This window comes from Flavobacterium sp. SP2, from assembly GCF_057626655.1.
The window spans coordinates 250,432-266,591 of sequence record NZ_JBVHBT010000003.1; the positions used below are offsets into that span (position 1 = coordinate 250,432).

General features: G+C 32.6%; 16 protein-coding genes. 10 read left to right on the top strand and 6 right to left on the bottom strand.

The genetic code is table 11. The features are described from left to right. Positions 1-32 precede the first annotated feature (32 nt). The 5 genes from ruvB (at position 33) to ACZ098_RS09050 (ending at position 4,634) form a co-directional block, all read left to right on the top strand. Entirely contained in the window at positions 33-1,055 is a 1,023-nt protein-coding gene (gene ruvB / locus ACZ098_RS09030) for a Holliday junction branch migration DNA helicase RuvB (protein ID WP_487311428.1), read from the top strand. Positions 1,056-1,071: 16 nt separating this feature from the next. Beyond that, on the top strand, positions 1,072-2,031 hold the full coding sequence (gene queG, locus ACZ098_RS09035; RefSeq protein ID WP_487311429.1) for a tRNA epoxyqueuosine(34) reductase QueG: 960 nt from the start codon (positions 1,072-1,074) through the stop codon (positions 2,029-2,031). A 42-nt stretch (positions 2,032-2,073) separates the two neighbouring features. Further along, the gene (locus ACZ098_RS09040) at positions 2,074-2,808 is read left to right on the top strand and encodes a lysophospholipid acyltransferase family protein (protein WP_487311430.1); all 735 of its coding nucleotides are present in this window, start codon (positions 2,074-2,076) and stop codon (positions 2,806-2,808) included. 103 nt (positions 2,809-2,911) lie between these two features. Next, the gene (locus ACZ098_RS09045; RefSeq protein ID WP_487311431.1) at positions 2,912-3,901 is read left to right on the top strand and encodes an acyl-ACP desaturase; all 990 of its coding nucleotides are present in this window, start codon (positions 2,912-2,914) and stop codon (positions 3,899-3,901) included. A gap of 85 nt (positions 3,902-3,986) precedes the next feature. Next, positions 3,987-4,634, top strand: coding sequence for an HD domain-containing protein (locus ACZ098_RS09050; protein WP_487311432.1), 648 nt, complete (start codon positions 3,987-3,989; stop codon positions 4,632-4,634). A gap of 34 nt (positions 4,635-4,668) precedes the next feature. On the opposite strand, the gene ACZ098_RS09055 is transcribed toward ACZ098_RS09050, so the two are convergent. From ACZ098_RS09055 to ACZ098_RS09080, 6 genes are all read right to left on the bottom strand, one after another. Next, positions 4,669-6,249, bottom strand: coding sequence for a hypothetical protein (locus tag ACZ098_RS09055; protein WP_487311433.1), 1,581 nt, complete (start codon positions 6,247-6,249; stop codon positions 4,669-4,671). A 33-nt stretch (positions 6,250-6,282) separates the two neighbouring features. Further along, positions 6,283-7,065 carry an enoyl-CoA hydratase/isomerase family protein gene (locus ACZ098_RS09060; protein WP_487311434.1) on the bottom strand — a complete coding sequence of 261 codons (783 nt, stop codon included), beginning with the start codon at positions 7,063-7,065 and terminating at the stop codon, positions 6,283-6,285. An 11-nt stretch (positions 7,066-7,076) separates the two neighbouring features. Beyond that, positions 7,077-8,492, bottom strand: a complete 1,416-nt coding sequence (locus ACZ098_RS09065) for a sensor histidine kinase (protein WP_487311532.1) — start codon at positions 8,490-8,492, stop codon at positions 7,077-7,079. A gap of 127 nt (positions 8,493-8,619) precedes the next feature. Then, the gene (locus tag ACZ098_RS09070; protein WP_487311435.1) at positions 8,620-9,168 is read right to left on the bottom strand and encodes a CopD family protein; all 549 of its coding nucleotides are present in this window, start codon (positions 9,166-9,168) and stop codon (positions 8,620-8,622) included. Positions 9,169-9,273: 105 nt separating this feature from the next. Further along, positions 9,274-10,290 carry a ferrochelatase gene (gene hemH / locus ACZ098_RS09075; protein WP_487311436.1) on the bottom strand — a complete coding sequence of 339 codons (1,017 nt, stop codon included), beginning with the start codon at positions 10,288-10,290 and terminating at the stop codon, positions 9,274-9,276. A gap of 146 nt (positions 10,291-10,436) precedes the next feature. Then, positions 10,437-11,309, bottom strand: coding sequence for a helix-turn-helix domain-containing protein (locus ACZ098_RS09080; protein WP_487311437.1), 873 nt, complete (start codon positions 11,307-11,309; stop codon positions 10,437-10,439). Positions 11,310-11,538: 229 nt separating this feature from the next. Here ACZ098_RS09080 and hemA point away from each other — a divergent pair, with 229 nt between their 5' ends. From hemA to ACZ098_RS09105, 5 genes are all read left to right on the top strand, one after another. Further along, complete coding sequence (gene hemA, locus ACZ098_RS09085; protein WP_487311438.1) at positions 11,539-12,798, top strand: glutamyl-tRNA reductase; 1,260 nt, start codon at positions 11,539-11,541, stop codon at positions 12,796-12,798. Between the two features lie 119 nt (positions 12,799-12,917). Further along, positions 12,918-13,838, top strand: a complete 921-nt coding sequence (gene hemC / locus ACZ098_RS09090) for a hydroxymethylbilane synthase (protein ID WP_487311439.1) — start codon at positions 12,918-12,920, stop codon at positions 13,836-13,838. Positions 13,839-13,847: 9 nt separating this feature from the next. Next, the gene (locus tag ACZ098_RS09095; protein ID WP_487311440.1) at positions 13,848-14,528 is read left to right on the top strand and encodes a uroporphyrinogen-III synthase; all 681 of its coding nucleotides are present in this window, start codon (positions 13,848-13,850) and stop codon (positions 14,526-14,528) included. 34 nt (positions 14,529-14,562) lie between these two features. Beyond that, positions 14,563-15,588, top strand: a complete 1,026-nt coding sequence (hemE, locus tag ACZ098_RS09100; protein WP_487311441.1) for a uroporphyrinogen decarboxylase — start codon at positions 14,563-14,565, stop codon at positions 15,586-15,588. Positions 15,589-15,599: 11 nt separating this feature from the next. Next, positions 15,600-16,154 carry a DUF3575 domain-containing protein gene (locus tag ACZ098_RS09105; RefSeq protein WP_487311442.1) on the top strand — a complete coding sequence of 185 codons (555 nt, stop codon included), beginning with the start codon at positions 15,600-15,602 and terminating at the stop codon, positions 16,152-16,154. Positions 16,155-16,160: the final 6 nt, after the last annotated feature.

Below are 16,160 nucleotides of genomic sequence, written 5' to 3' on the forward strand. Positions count from 1 at the left end.
TTTGATGATAAACTTTGCTTTATATTTGTATTATGAATGAAAATTTAGATCCTACTAATAAAAGTTTCAATACTGATGAACTTGACCTTGAAAAAAAGTTAAGACCCTTATCTTTTGATGATTTTACTGGTCAAGAACAAGTTTTAGAAAATCTTAAAGTTTTTGTAGAAGCTGCCAATCAAAGAAGTGAAGCTTTAGATCATACTTTATTTCATGGTCCGCCTGGATTAGGTAAAACTACATTAGCAAACATACTCGCTAGCGAACTGGGTGTTGGAATTAAAATAACTTCTGGTCCTGTTTTAGACAAGCCTGGAGATTTAGCTGGTTTATTAACTAATCTTGAAGAAAGAGACGTTTTGTTTATTGACGAAATTCACCGACTAAGTCCAATCGTAGAAGAATATTTATATTCAGCGATGGAAGATTTCAAGATTGACATCATGATTGAATCTGGGCCAAATGCTAGAACAGTACAGCTTAATTTAAATCCATTTACTCTTGTAGGTGCTACAACTCGCTCTGGATTACTTACAGCTCCTATGAGGGCAAGATTTGGAATTCAATCAAGATTGCAATATTACAATACTGAACTTCTAACTACAATAGTTCAACGTAGTTCATCAATATTAAAAATGCCTATTACGATGGAAGCTGCAATAGAAATTGCAGGTAGGAGTAGAGGAACACCACGTATTGCAAATGCGCTTTTACGTCGTGTTCGAGATTTTGCACAAATCAAAGGAAACGGTAAAATTGATATTGAAATAGCTAGATTTTCGCTAAAAGCTTTGAATGTTGACGCACACGGTTTAGATGAAATGGACAACAAGATTTTAACAACCATCATTGATAAGTTCAAAGGTGGACCAGTAGGTTTATCTACTCTTGCCACTGCGGTTTCAGAAAGTGCAGAAACTATCGAAGAAGTTTATGAACCCTTTTTAATTCAAGAAGGTTTTATAATGCGAACTCCTAGAGGTAGAGAAGTTACCGAAAAAGCATACAAACATTTAGGAAAAATCAAAACCAATATTCAAGGCGGTTTGTTTTAGCGTCTTATCTAAACAGTTGATTTTATATCGAATTACCAATAGTATTATAGATTTGAGTAAAAAAGAAACATATGCACGATTAATAAAAGCCGAATCCAAAAGACTCGGCTTTATTTCTTGTGGAATTTCTAAAGCTGGTTTTCTAGAAGAAGAAGCACCAAGATTAGAAAATTGGCTCAATAAAAATCACCATGGGCAAATGGCTTACATGGAAAATCATTTTGACATGCGATTGAACCCAACCCTTTTGGTTGATGGCGCCAAAAGTGTTATTTCCTTATTATTAAACTATTATCCTTCGGAAGAACAAAATCCAGATAGTTATAAAATTTCCAAATATGCTTACGGTCAAGATTATCATTATGTAATTAAGGAAAAACTAAAAGAATTATTACATACAATTCAAACTGAGATAGGAGAAGTTTCAGGTCGAGCCTTTGTTGATTCTGCTCCAGTTTTAGACAAAGCTTGGGCAGCAAAAAGTGGACTTGGTTGGATTGGGAAAAACAGTAATTTAATCACACAAAAGGTAGGTTCTTTTTATTTTATTGCCGAATTAATAATTGATTTAGAATTGGATTATGACCATCCAACTACCGATCATTGTGGAACGTGTACTGCATGCATAGACGCTTGTCCAACAGAAGCAATAGTTGCACCTTATGTTGTAGATGGTAGTAAATGTATTTCGTATTTTACGATTGAATTAAAAGATAACATACCGTCAGAGATGAAAGGTAAATTTGATGATTGGTCATTTGGTTGCGATGTTTGTCAAGATGTTTGCCCATGGAATAAGTTTTCTAAACCGCACAATGAACCGCTATTTAATCCAAATCCAGAATTGCTATCGTATTCAAAAAAAGATTGGGAAGAGATTACAGAAGATACTTTTAGAAAAATATTTAAAAATTCAGCACTAAAAAGAACTAAATATGAAGGATTTAAAAGAAATATTATTTTTTTAAAATCCTAAAATAAATATTTTAGTTATTTTTGCAAGCAATAAATTTTAATTATGGAAAAACTTATTTCCTATCCAATATCTGTTATTTATTACCTGTGTTTTGGTTTGTTTCTGGTGATTTTTCATCCCATTCAATGGATATGCTTAAATATTTTCGGATATCAAGCGCATAAAAAAAGTGTGGATTATTTAAATTTCTTTTTAGTTAGATGCACCAATTTGCTTGGTACAACATACTCTTTTAAAAATAGAGATTCCATCCCGAAAGGCGTGCCAATTATATTTGTTGCCAATCATCAAAGTATGTATGACATTATTGGAATTATTTGGTTTTTAAGAAAGTTCCATGCCAAATTCGTTAGTAAAAAAGAATTAGGAAAAGGTGTGCCAAGTGTTTCTTACAATCTGAGAAATGGCGGTTCGGTATTAATTGATAGAAAAGATCCTAAATCGGCTATAGTCGAAATCAAAAAACTTTCAGAATACATTCAATTACACCATCGTTCGGCAGTAATTTTTCCAGAAGGAACAAGAAGTAAAACTGGAAAACCAAAGGAATTTGCACAAAGTGGTCTTAAGATCTTATGCAAGTATGCTCCATCGGCATATGTTGTTCCAATTTCGATTAATAATTCTTGGAAAATGGTAAAATTTGGTGCATTTCCAATGGGTTTAGGTAATAAATTAGAATTTATAATTCATCCGGCAATTGCTGTAAAAGATTTTTCATTTGAAGAAATTATAAAAAAAACAGAAGATAATGTTGTAAAAGGTATCAAACATTAGTTAAAACTTATGTTATGCCATTTAATACACGTAAATTTGTAACTACTTTGAAAATAATAATTGATTTAACTGTGCTTCAGTTGTAAATCTAAAATAAACACTAATGTCTATAAAAAATATTCGTCTAGAAGTAATGCAATTTCTAGAAAAAAATGTCGATAGTTTTGTTGATCAATTTCTAATTCCAGCCGAAAAAATATGGCAACCATCTGACATGCTTCCTAATTCTGAAAAAGAATCTTTTTTTGATGAAGTAAAAGAATTGCGTGAAATAGCTAAAGATTTGCCTTACGATTTTTGGGTTGTATTAGTAGGTGATACCATTACCGAAGAAGCTTTGCCAACTTATGAATCATGGTTGATGGAAGTAGAAGGCGTTGATAACGAAGGCAGAAATGGGTGGTCTAAATGGGTGCGTCATTGGACTGCAGAAGAAAACCGTCATGGTGATTTACTTAATAAATACTTGTATTTATCTGGTAGAGTAAACATGCGCGAGGTAGAAATTACGACGCAACACCTTATTGCTGATGGTTTTGATATTGGTACAGGAAAGGATCCTTATAAAAATTTTGTATACACCAGTTTTCAAGAACTAGCAACTTATATTTCTCATAACAGAGTTTCGCAATTGGCCAAAAAATATGGCGATGCAAAGTTGTCAAAAATTTGCAGATTAATAGCTGGCGATGAAATGCGTCATCACCACGCTTATTCTGAATTTGTTAGTCAAATATTTAAAGTCGATCCGTCTGAAATGATGTTGTCTTTTCAGTACATGATGAAACAAAAAATTACAATGCCGGCACATTTTCTTAGAGAGTCTGGAGAAAAAATAAGTACAGCTTTCGAAGAATTTTCCAACTCTGCACAAAAAATTGGAGTATACACAGCTGCGGATTATGTAGATATTTTACAAAAATTAGTTGAAAAATGGGAAATTGATAAAATTTCAAATCTTACAGACGAAGCAGAAAAAGCAAGAGATTATCTGATGAAATTACCAGCAAGAATGGCAAAAATTTCAGAAAGATTAATTTTGCCAGACGAAACCAAAATTTTCAAATGGGTTGAACCAGCCTTAATAAGATAAAAAATTATAATAATAACAAGTAAAATGTTGGTTTTTGAAAGTGTATTTCAAAACCAGCATTTTTTATTTACTTCATTTTCGACTAATGCAAAATATTATAAACAATACCATCGCTTTTGTAAAACAAAAACTAGAAAATGCCGAAGGTGGACACGATTGGTTTCATATAGAACGCGTTTATAAAAACGCACAACTGATTGCTAAAGATGAAAATTGTGATGTGTTTATTGTGAAGCTTGGAGCTTTATTACACGATATTGCAGACAGTAAATTTCATGATGGAGACGAATCTGTTGGTCCAAAAGTAGCTCGAGAATTTCTTGAATCGCAAAAAGTAAACGAAGAAATTATAATTCATGTTATCAATATTATTGAAAATATATCGTTCAAAGGCGGAAATTTCGAAAAGAAATTCAACTCCATAGAATTAGAAATTGTGCAAGATGCCGATCGTTTGGATGCGCTTGGAGCAATAGGCATAGCAAGATGTTTTAATTATGGGGGATTTAAAAATAGACCACTTTATAATCCAGAAATTGCGCCAAATTTAGCAATGACAAAAGAAGAGTATAAAGCCAATCAAGCACCAACACTAAATCATTTTTATGAAAAGTTGTTGCTGCTTAAAGATAAAATGAATACCGAAACCGGAAAAAAAATTGCGCAAGAAAGGCACCATTTTATGGAAGTATTTCTCAAGCAATTTTATGATGAATGGGAAGGTGAAAAATAAAAAAAGAGAACCAATTTGGTTCTCTTTTAATTTATCATAAAGTCACTTTCAGAAGTTGTTTTTTCTTCGATTTGCGACCTATAAATATCACTGAATTTCCAGTTATCGAACCATCTGAAACCATAAACGGAACATCATTGTCTTTGTCATCCAAGATTTCTTTGTAATCAAAATCACCATTTTCATTAATTCTGATTACGTTTAAATTGGATTTTTTTGTGCTTGTTTGTCCAAACTGGATTCGGTCATTTTTAAGCTTCTTAACTTTTTCACCAGTGTTGATAAAGAAATACGTGTCAGTATCCTTAATTGTTGAAGTATACGAAATATAAGAATCATCACCTCCTGTAGCCTGACGTTTATTTATATTTCTTGCCCAAACAATATCTCCTGATGTATTGATTTTTGCACTTACAATATCGTCATAATGATAAACTGTAGTGGTGTAACCACCACCGTTTGGAGTTGCATGATAATGTGATGTTATATAAAATTCCTCAGCATTAAAAACAATTTCGTTTTTTGGAGTTATTAGTATTTTTCTAAATGATAAAAATTTTAATTCTTTTTCTTTATCCTTTCCGTATTTGTCAATCATAAATTGTTCTGTAAACGGATTGAATTTAGATTTTGTAATAGCTAAAGTTGTTGGATTCAATTCAAAGTAACTAATTCCTTTATAACGGCTGTCTTTTCGATCGGAATAAAATCCTATGCATGTAACTCGGTCTTCAAAAATGATGATTTTTAACGAACTTGAAAAATGTTCCTCAGTATCAAAAACCTGAGTTTTCTCACTGTCTTTGGTTATTCTTGTAAGTTCAAATTGGTATTTTCCGCCTTCTTTTTTCTTTTTCTTTTCTTCGGTATATACTTTTCCTAAAAGATAAAGTGTGTTTCCATCTTTAGAAACATCTATGTTTTCATACTTAAATTTTTTGTCCTTGATATCTCTTTTAAAAGTATGATCGATTTTCTTGTTTAGCGATTTGTCAAATAAAAATATTTTGTGCGTTTCAGAAGTTTTATCTTTAATGTCAATAGTTACAGCGAAAGCAGTCCTGTCTTCGTTTACAATCATAGTTGCTCCATCATCACCATCAAATGTTCTTGCTCCGCTTCCAAATCCCATAAAACTTACCATTGGTCCGCTTTGAATTTCGTTAGAATTTACTCTAAACAATTCTTGAGATTTAAAATTAAAGTCATTAATATTTGATGATAATGCATTGCAAATAAATGCTTTGTCTTCTTTGCTGTAAACGTAGTCTATCAATCGAACTGTTTGCCCATCTAAAATAATTCCAAGAATTGTTCCTACGATTTTCTTTTTGTCTGCTTTTTTCTGAATACGTTCATATTCGTATTCTTTTATAAGTTTCATGTTCGAATCGTAATGTTCAAAATAATAGCCAGAACCTGATGAGAAAACGCCGCCTTGGTAGCTTCTTACAATGATAATTCCGCCGTTTCCATCATCGTCTACTAATACGATTGAGGAGTATTTAAATTCGTCTTTAAAAACATCACTTTTAACTACTGTAGCTGGAATTTCTTGAGCATTAATAAATTGATGTAGTACACATAACGCAAGGGTTAAAATAATTTTTTTCATTAATGTTTTGGTTGGTTAGAGTTAGTATTTATATTATTTTCCTGAGAAAACAGCTTTTCTTTTTTCTAAAAATGCAGTTGTGCCTTCTTTAAAATCTTCGGTTCCAAAGCATTTTCCAAAGTTTTTTATTTCGGTTTTAAATCCGTCAACGCCATCTTTGTAATTATCGTTAATGGCTTTTATCGCTTTCCCAATTGCTACAGGTGAATTTCTCATAATCTTTGTTGCAATTGATTTTACAAATTCTAAAAGTTCAGTTTGTGGCACAACGTGGTTCACTAAGCCATAGTTTTTGGCTGTTTCTGCATCAATCATACCAGCAGTCATAATGAGTTCCATTGCGCGTCCTTTTCCAACCAATTGAGGTAATCGTTGTGTTCCTCCATATCCAGGAATTACACCCAACGAAACTTCTGGCAGTCCCATTTTGGCATTATCAGATGCTACTCTGAAATGACAAGCCATTGCCAATTCCAATCCGCCACCAAGTGCAAATCCATTTACGGCTGCAATTACAGGAGTTTTTAAATTTTCTACAAAATCAAATAATAATTCTTGTCCTTGTTGCGCCAATTGTGCACCTTCTTCTACCGAAAAATTGGCAAATTCTGATATGTCAGCACCAGCAACAAAAGCTTTTTCTCCTTCGCCAGTGATAATTATTACTCGTGTTTCTGGATTTTCATCTAATGATTGAAAAGCATCGTGAAGTTCTTTAATAGTCGCAACATTTAATGCGTTAAGTTTTGACGGACGATTAATAGTAATTTGTCCAATTCCGTTCTCAGTGGTAAGGATTATGTTTTCGAAGTTCATAAAATGGGTGTTTATTTTTCAATTATAGGAAGTGTAACTGTAAATGTAGTTCCAGTTCCAAGTTTGGTTTCAAATGTAATGGTTCCTTTGTAATTTTCTATGATGTTTTTGATGATTCCTAATCCCAAACCCATTCCGCTGTTTTTGGTGGTGAATTTAGGTTCAAAAATTCGTTCAATATTGTTGTGTTCAATACCAATTCCGTTGTCTTCAACTGTAATAGCAACTTGATTTAAAATTCGTTTTATAGAAACTTTTACCGATTTTATTTCTTGATTTTCTGGTATTGATTGCGTTGCATTTTTAACCAAATTTGTAATAATTCTAACCAGTTGCGTTCTATCCATAACCGAGATTATTTCGGTTTCTTCACTTTCAAATTGTATGTAATCTTGATTGAAAATATCCAATGAAAATTCTACGACTTCAACTACATTTAAAGTTTCGTTTTGTTGCGCTGGCATCGATGCAAAGTTTGAAAATGCAGATGCTACTGAACTCATAGTGTCAATTTGTTGAATTAATGTTTTAGAATAGTCGTCGAGTTTTTGTTTTAAATTTGGGTCTTGTGCATCAAATTTTCTTTGAAAACTTTGTACTGTAAGACGCATTGGCGTCAGCGGATTTTTTATTTCATGAGCTACCTGTTTAGCCATGTCGCGCCACGCTTGTTCTCGTTCTGATTGTGCAAGCATTGCTGCGCTTTCTTCTAATTCGTCAACCATGGCATTGTACGCTTTTATCAACGAATTGATTTCTTTACTATTGGCTTCGACTAGAATTTTTTCATTCTTTTGATTTAAGCTTGTTTCGTTAATTTTATCTGAAATTGTTTTTAAGGTTTGTGTAATGTAAGACGATAAAAAGTACGCCAATGCAAAGGCAATGATGAGCATAAAAAAGTAAACCTGACTCAGTCGAATCAAGAATTCTTGGATTTCATTTTCATAAAAGCTGTCGTCTTCAACATAAGGTAAATTCAAAATCCCAAGTGGTTTGAATTTATCATCTTTAATTTGGCTAAACGAAGATCTGTTTTTTATGCCGTCAATACTTTTCACATCTACATATCTTTTTTCGATCGATGATTGGACAAGTTTAACGATATATTTTGGTACTGGCGGCGAAATACTGTCAACAGAAAAAGAAGCTTTGGATGACTTTAGTAGTTTTCCATCCAACGAATAAATATTTATTTCAAGATTATGAATGTCGGACAATTCATGAATTTTGTCTTTAAATATAAGTGGTAAGTTTTTTTGTGTAAGCGGATAAGTTGTGGTCGAAAGCACATAATTTATATGCTCTTTTATTGCATCTTCTTTTCGATCTAAGCGTTCTTGATGGTAATTTTTGGCTTCGTTTTTAAACTGAATTACCGATATTGATGCCATCAAAATAGAGGCAATTAATATCAATACAATCATCGATAGGAAAATCCTAATTCGAAGTGAAAGCATTGACATTTTGAAGTTGTTCATTTTTTATAAGTTTTGCAGTTTGCAGTTATTGGTTATCAGTAAAAACTGAAAACTTAAATCTGAACACTGAGCACTATTTTTTTTCTCTTATTCGTTTGTAAAATTTAAATCCTAACATGATTGTGATAGCAAAAAGAAAAATTCCAATAACACCATAAATCCAGTTGAAAGCATTTTTTAAAATTACTAAAAAAACAACGGCAAATAAAATAATTGTTGCGCCTTCGTTCCACAATCGCATAAAATTTGACGTGTATTTGAAGTCATCATTTTGCAATTGCTTATAAATTTGATGGCATTTTAAATGATACAAATAAAGCGCAAAAACAAAACCAAGTTTTACATGCATCCACGGCATTTGTAACCAAGCTTTTCCTAAGTCGGTAAAAAACAGCATCCAAAATGCAAAAACACTTGCCAAAATGGCGCTCGGCCAAGTGATGATATACCAAAGTCGGTACGTCATTATTTTGTATTGATTGAGAAGTATTTCTCTTTCAGGCGATGGTTTTTGGTTGGCTTCTATTTGATATACAAATAATCTTACGATGTAAAACAAACCTGCAAACCAAGTAATCACAAAAATTAGATGCAGCGATTTTATGTAGTTGTAAAGTTCCATAGTTCTTAAAAAGTTGCCACGAATTTCACAAATTTACACTAATTATTTTCTTTGTGCTAATTTGAGAAATTCGTGGCAATAATAAATTGAGTTAAATAAAACGGATTATTTTTTCTGCCAATCTTTAATCCATCCGGCAACTGTAGAACACCACTGATCGTCGTCATTCATACACGGAATAGCTTTGAATTCTTGACCACCGTGATGCAAAAATTCTTCGTTGGCTTCCATAGCAATTTCTTCTAATGTTTCTAAACAATCGGAAACGAAAGCAGGTGTAACTACGGCTAATTTCTTGATGCCTTTTTCAGGCATTTTATTTATTTCTACATCGGTGTAAGGCGTTAACCATTTGTCACCAGCCAATCTTGATTGAAAGGTTTGGCTGTATTTTCCTTCAGGTATTCCTAAATATTCTACTATTTTTTTTGTAGTTTCATAACATTGATGGCTGTAACAAAATTCGTGTGCTGGTGATGGTGTGCTGCAACAACTTCTATCCATTTTACAATGCGATTTTGTTATGTCAGTTTTACGAATATGACGTTTTGGAATTCCGTGATAGGAAAACAATAAGTGATCGTATTCGTAATCGCCAAGGTGTTTTTTAATTGAATTTCCTAACGCTTCAATATAACCTTCTTTATTGTAAAAAGCCGGCACATTGGTAAACTTCATATTTGGAAAATGTTTTGCACGAAGTTCTTCTGCCAAAACGACAATTGTAGTCGTTGATGCCATGGCATGTTGCGGATACAAAGGCATAAGTAGTACTTCGTCAACTCCTTTATCATGTAGTTCTTGCAATCCTTTTAGTATGGTCATTGTTCCGTAACGCATTGCTAATGCAACAGGAATATCAACTTGTGCTTGCACTTTTTTCTTCATTCTTTCAGAAATTACTACTAACGGCGATCCTTCATCCCACCAAATTTTAGCATATGCTGCAGCCGATTTTTTAGGACGAGTTTGTAAAATAACACCTCTAACTAATAATGCACGCAATAAAAACGGAACGTCAATTACATATTTATCCATCAAAAATTCGTCTAAGTAGGGTTTAACGTCTTTTGGAGTTGGACTTTCTGGAGAACCTAAGTTTACAAGTAATACACCTTTCATATTTTTAATATTTTTTTCATTATTGTCATTCCGAAGAATGAGGAATTTTTTTGTAAAAGTAATTTATTCTTACTTCTAATGATTATGATTAATAATTTTTTATCAATTGTTTGATATACGAAATTGATGGAAATTGGATTTTATTTTTATGAATTCTGATTCAAATTCATCAAATACTTTTTCGGAGTAGTTGCAAATTTTTTCTTGAAAGCCGAAATAAAATGACTTCCGGTACTGTAACCAATTTTCAATCCAACTTCGTTTACATTATAGGAGCCTGAGTCTAATAATTTTCGGGCATAATCCATTTTATAGTCAAACAAGAAACCATATACGGTATCGCCATAAATTTGTTTGAACCCCATTTTAAGTTTCTTCAAATTCAATCCAATTTCGTCAGCCAATTCTTGTAATCCTGGCGGTTCAGCCATATTGGCGATTATTATTTCTTTGGCTTTTTTAATTTTCAAAACATTGTCTTCGTCTATTAAAAACGGACATTGTTCGGCGTTTTGGTCTTCATTAGTATTAAAATACAATCCCAGCAATTCATAACTTTTACCTTTATAATACAAGTTTTTAATAAAGGGATTAAGATTATAATGAAACATCTGACTCAACACAATTGCCATTGACGGACTAATATTGTCTTCTTTATAATATTTCTTATCGTTATTTTCTTCGCTTAAAAATGGAATATAATCGGCTTCTGATGAAAATAGAGAGTGAAATTTTTGAATTGAAATTACTAAAGATATTACCCACGAGTTGGGTGCCAAATCTAAGTTTAATGGTAACTCTTTTTGTGGATTGTAAAACAAATACGATTTCTCTTCATTCAAATCTAAAGCATAATTGCCATTGTTGAAAACAAATTTTGCTCTACCTTTCATACCAAAGTGAAATTGAATCAAGCCTTGATTGATGTGCCTTTCCACACGATAAGATTCGTTTCCGTCGTTTTGAAATCGTATTAAAAAAAAATCTTTTTCAATTTTTATCTCTTCTTGAGAACCCATAGCGATATTTTTTCGTAGATACTTTGGAAGTCGAGTGAAATACTTATTTAGAATTAATCTACATAAGGGTTTTTGAAACACTTGATTTCAGTACAAATTTAATAGAATTTACGTTGTTTACAGCATTTTGGATTAAAAAATCTCAGAGCGATACAAATAGTCCTTACAGCGTTACTTTTATAAATTGGTTATAGATAATTTTGTTGAACTTTTTAAGGAAAGTATATATATGGAAAATTTTAATATGTCAAAGCACGCTTCTTTTTACGCATTAGGAATTAGTTACAAAAAAGCCGACGCAGTAATGAGAGGTAAATTCAGTTTAGATGCAAAAGCTAAATCAACATTATTGATGCAAGCCGAAGCCGAAGGAATTGAAGCTTTAATAGTAACTTCTACTTGTAACAGAACCGAAATATATGGTTTTGCCAATCATCCATATGAATTAATCAAATTACTTTGCGAAAACAGTCAAGGTACGGTTGCCGAATTTCAAGAAGTTGCTTACATATATAAAAACCAAGAAGCCGTAAACCATATGTTTCGTGTCGGAACTGGTTTAGACAGTCAAATTCTTGGTGATTTCGAAATCATCAGCCAAATTAAAATTGCTTTTAACGAAAGTAAATCCAACGGATTAGTAAATTCGTTTCTAGAACGATTGGTAAATTCTGTGATTCAGGCGAGCAAAAAAATTAAAACAGATACCGAAATTTCATCTGGAGCAACTTCAGTTTCGTTTGCATCGGTTCAGTATATAATCAAAAATGTTCAAGATGTTTCTAAGAAAAACATTTTGCTTTTCGGAACCGGAAAAATAGGAAGAAATACGTGCGAAAATTTGGTAAAACATACCAAACACGAACAAATTACGCTGATCAATAGAACTAAGGATAAAGCAGAAAAATTGGCTCATAAATTGGATTTAGTTGTAAAAGATTATTCTGATTTACAATTAGAACTTCAAAATGCCGATGTTGTTGTGGTTGCGACAGGCGCACAAAATCCAACCATTGACAAAACGATTTTAAATCTAAAAAAACCATTGTTAATTTTAGATTTATCTATTCCTAAAAATGTGCACGAAAATGTTCAAGATATCGAAGGCGTTACGTTAATTCACCTAGACCATCTTTCTCAAATGACCGATGAAACTCTTGAGAAACGTCGTCAGCACATTCCAGCAGCTGAAGCAATTATTGAAGAAATTAAAGAAGAATTCACTGCTTGGACTAAAAACAGAAAATTTGCTCCAACAATACAAGCGCTAAAAGAAAAATTAAATTCGATTAAAGAAGGTGAACTAAATTTTCAAAGAAAAAAGTTATCCAATTTTGATGAGCAACAAGCCGAGTTGATAAGCAACCGCATCATTCAAAAAATAACAAATCACTTTGTGAATCATTTAAAAGATGGAGATTCTATGGATGAAGGCATCGAATGGATTGAAAAAGTATTTCAGTTAGAACAAGAAAAATCATTTTTCTAAATATAGAGATTCCTTTTTATTTTTTAGAAACCAAACCTCATAATACCCACCAATTAAATACGTACTCAAATCAAAAAATTGATGTAAGTTTGTGCTATTCGTGAAAAAATTAAAAAAAAGTGTCTGAAAAAACAATACGTATAGGAACTCGTGATAGTGAATTGGCTCTTTGGCAAGCGCACACAGTCCAAAAAAAATTAAATGATTTAGGTTACAAAACTACCATTGTAGCCGTAAAATCACAAGGCGACATCATCCTTGATAAGCCACTTTACGAACTCGGAATTACCGGAATTTTCACTAAAACTTTAGACATTGCTATGATTAGCGGTCAAGTTGATATTGCAGTTCATTCTATGAAAGACGTTCCTACAGCTTTGCCGAAAGGAATTGTACAAGCTGCAGTTTTAGAACGTGCCAATACATTGGATATTTTAGTACACAAAGGAAATACAGATTTTTTAGAAAATAGTGGAACGATTGCTACCGGAAGTTTGCGTCGACAAGCACAATGGTGGCATAGATATCCAAAACATACCGTGGTTGATTTACGTGGAAACGTAAATACAAGAATGCAAAAACTTAATGAAAATGATTGGGATGGAGCAGTTTTTGCCGCTGCAGGATTAGAGCGAATTAATCTAAAACCAGAAAATTACATTAATCTTGATTGGATGGTTCCTGCGCCAGCACAAGGAGCAATGCTTGTGGTTGCAATGGAAAATGATGATTTTTGCCAGCAAGCATTATCTGAATTAAACGATATTGAAACCGAAATTTGTACCTACATCGAAAGACAATTTTTAAAAACCCTAGAAGGTGGTTGTACTGCGCCAATTGGTGCATTAGCAAGAATTATTGAAGACGATATTCACTTTGTTGGAAATTTATTTTCTATCGATGGGAAGCAAAAAATTGAAGTCGATAAAACGGTTCCAATTCAACAATGGAAAAAACTTGGGTACGAGTTAGCAAACGAAGTTTTACAAAATGGTGGTTCAGATTTGATGAAGAACATCAAAGAAAATCTTAAGAAATAAATCAAAATTATGAGAGAACCAATTCATATAGTTTCAACAAAAAAGCTTCTTGAGAATCAGAAGCAACATTTGTTGACACCGAATTTTTTCTATCAAGAGCAAGATTTCATTACCATAAAAGACTGTAATTTCAATTTAAATACAATAGGTGAGTATCTAATTATTACAAGCCAAAATGCGGTGGAAAGTATATTGAAAAACGCAATGCACATAAGTTTAAAAAAACACAAATGTTTTTGCGTGGGTATTAAAACCAAAGCGTTGTTAGAAAAAAACGGGTTTGAAGTTGTGGTTTATTCTGATTATGCTGCCGAATTGGCTTCAATTATTTGCAATCAATATCAGAAAAGTAGTTTCACCTTTTTTAGTGGTAATCTTCGTAGAGATATTTTACCCGAGGCAATGCTTTTGGCGCAAGTTTCATTTGAAGAAATTGTAATTTACGAAACAGTATTACAATCGCATCGCATCGAAAAAAAACCAAATGGAATACTTTTTTTCAGTCCATCAGGCGTAGAAAGTTATTTGCAACAAAATACAATAACTACCGAAACCTGTTTTTGTATTGGTAAAACAACTGCCGAAGCTTTAGAAACTACTAATACAGTAATTGCACTTCAGCCTACAATAGAAAATACAATTACACAATGTATTAATTATTATAACAAAACATCCATCAATCACGTGTAAATAAAGTGTTTAGACGTGTCAAAAACGAAACAAAATGATTAAGAACGATTTATTTTTAAGAGCATTAAATAACGAAACTGTAGAACGACCTCCAGTTTGGATGATGCGTCAAGCCGGAAGATATTTGCCAGAATTTAGAGCGTTACGTGACAAATATGATTTTTTTACACGTTGCGAAACTCCAGAATTAGCAGCTGAAATTACAGTTCAACCAATTAGAATTGTAAAACCAGATGCAGCAATTTTGTTTTCAGATATTTTGGTTGTACCACGTGCAATGGGAATTCATGTAGAATTAAAAGACAATTTGGGACCAATTATTCCAAACCCAATACGAACGATGGAACAAGTCAATCAAGTTATAGTTCCAGACGTTAATGAAACTTTAGGTTATGTTTTTGACGCAATTAAACTAACCAAAGAAATGCTGAACGACGAAGTTCCGCTTATTGGTTTTGCAGGTTCACCTTGGACAATTTTTTGCTATTGTGTAGAAGGAAAAGGTTCCAAAAGTTTCGATACCGCGAAAGGTTTCTGTTTTTCAAATCCAATTGCAGCGCATACATTATTGCAAAAAATTACAGACACAACCATTCTGTATCTTAAAGAAAAAGTAAAATCGGGCGTAAATGCCGTTCAAATTTTCGATTCTTGGGGCGGAATGTTATCACCAGTAGATTATCAAGAATTTTCTTGGAAGTACATCAATCAAATTGTTGATGCATTAGCCGAAGAAACTAAAGTGATTGTTTTTGGAAAAGGTTGTTGGTTTGCATTAAATGAAATGGCACAATCCAAAGCGTCGGCACTTGGAGTAGATTGGACCTGTTCTGCAAGAAACGCACGCTATTTAACTGGTGGAAAAATCACTTTACAAGGAAATTTTGATCCATCACGATTGTTATCTCCAATTCCAACCATCAAAAAAATGGTTCATGAAATGATTAACGAATTTGGAAAAGATAATTATGTAGTAAATCTTGGTCACGGTATTTTACCAAACATTCCGGTAGATCATGCTAAAGCTTTCGTTGATGCTGTGAAAGAATATAAAGGTTAACATTTTTTTGAATGAAAGTAAAATTAAGATTTTTTATAGCATTGCTTTTTTTTTCGCAATTAGTTTGGTCACAAACTTCATTAAAATTTAATGTAGCAACTGCATTAATTGGTATTCCTAATATTGGTTTTGAAACCAACATCTCTGAGTATTTTACTTTTCAAGTTGATGCAACTGCTTCCTTTTGGAAATCTGTAAATGGTGGTCCACAAGAATTTTTAATGTTATTCCCAGAGGTAAGATACTATACATCTGGAGCTAAAAAAGGTTTTTTTGTTGGTGGACATATTGGAGGAAGTGCCTACAAAATTCAAAAATGGAACTATTTAAATAGTGACTATTATCAAAAAGGATATAGTGTTATGTATGGAGCGACCATTGGGTATCAATTTAAAATTGGGGAGAAATTTAATTTGGAGTTTTTTCTTGGTGGTGGATCGCAGCAAGGTTATTATAATGGATATCTTGTGAGTACTGACGAACGTTATGAAAATGCTAGAAACTTTAATAAAAGCGGAGAACTATTACCTTACAGAGGTGGATTAATGTTGGTATACAAACTATAAAGTAAA

Bases quoted from the DNA above. Each gene is read 5' to 3' on its own strand.
- ruvB (WP_487311428.1), top strand. From the start codon at position 33: ATGAATGAAAATTTAGATCCTACTAATAAAAGTTTCAATACTGATGAA.
- ACZ098_RS09040 (WP_487311430.1), top strand. From the start codon at position 2,074: ATGGAAAAACTTATTTCCTATCCAATATCTGTTATTTATTACCTGTGT.
- ACZ098_RS09045 (WP_487311431.1), top strand. From the start codon at position 2,912: ATGTCTATAAAAAATATTCGTCTAGAAGTAATGCAATTTCTAGAAAAA.
- ACZ098_RS09050 (WP_487311432.1), top strand. From the start codon at position 3,987: ATGCAAAATATTATAAACAATACCATCGCTTTTGTAAAACAAAAACTA.
- ACZ098_RS09055 (WP_487311433.1), bottom strand. From the start codon at position 6,249: ATGAAAAAAATTATTTTAACCCTTGCGTTATGTGTACTACATCAATTT.
- ACZ098_RS09060 (WP_487311434.1), bottom strand. From the start codon at position 7,065: ATGAACTTCGAAAACATAATCCTTACCACTGAGAACGGAATTGGACAA.
- ACZ098_RS09065 (WP_487311532.1), bottom strand. From the start codon at position 8,492: ATGATTGTATTGATATTAATTGCCTCTATTTTGATGGCATCAATATCG.
- ACZ098_RS09070 (WP_487311435.1), bottom strand. From the start codon at position 9,168: ATGGAACTTTACAACTACATAAAATCGCTGCATCTAATTTTTGTGATT.
- hemH (WP_487311436.1), bottom strand. From the start codon at position 10,290: ATGAAAGGTGTATTACTTGTAAACTTAGGTTCTCCAGAAAGTCCAACT.
- ACZ098_RS09080 (WP_487311437.1), bottom strand. From the start codon at position 11,309: ATGGGTTCTCAAGAAGAGATAAAAATTGAAAAAGATTTTTTTTTAATA.
- hemA (WP_487311438.1), top strand. From the start codon at position 11,539: ATGGAAAATTTTAATATGTCAAAGCACGCTTCTTTTTACGCATTAGGA.
- ACZ098_RS09095 (WP_487311440.1), top strand. From the start codon at position 13,848: ATGAGAGAACCAATTCATATAGTTTCAACAAAAAAGCTTCTTGAGAAT.
- hemE (WP_487311441.1), top strand. From the start codon at position 14,563: ATGATTAAGAACGATTTATTTTTAAGAGCATTAAATAACGAAACTGTA.
- ACZ098_RS09105 (WP_487311442.1), top strand. From the start codon at position 15,600: ATGAAAGTAAAATTAAGATTTTTTATAGCATTGCTTTTTTTTTCGCAA.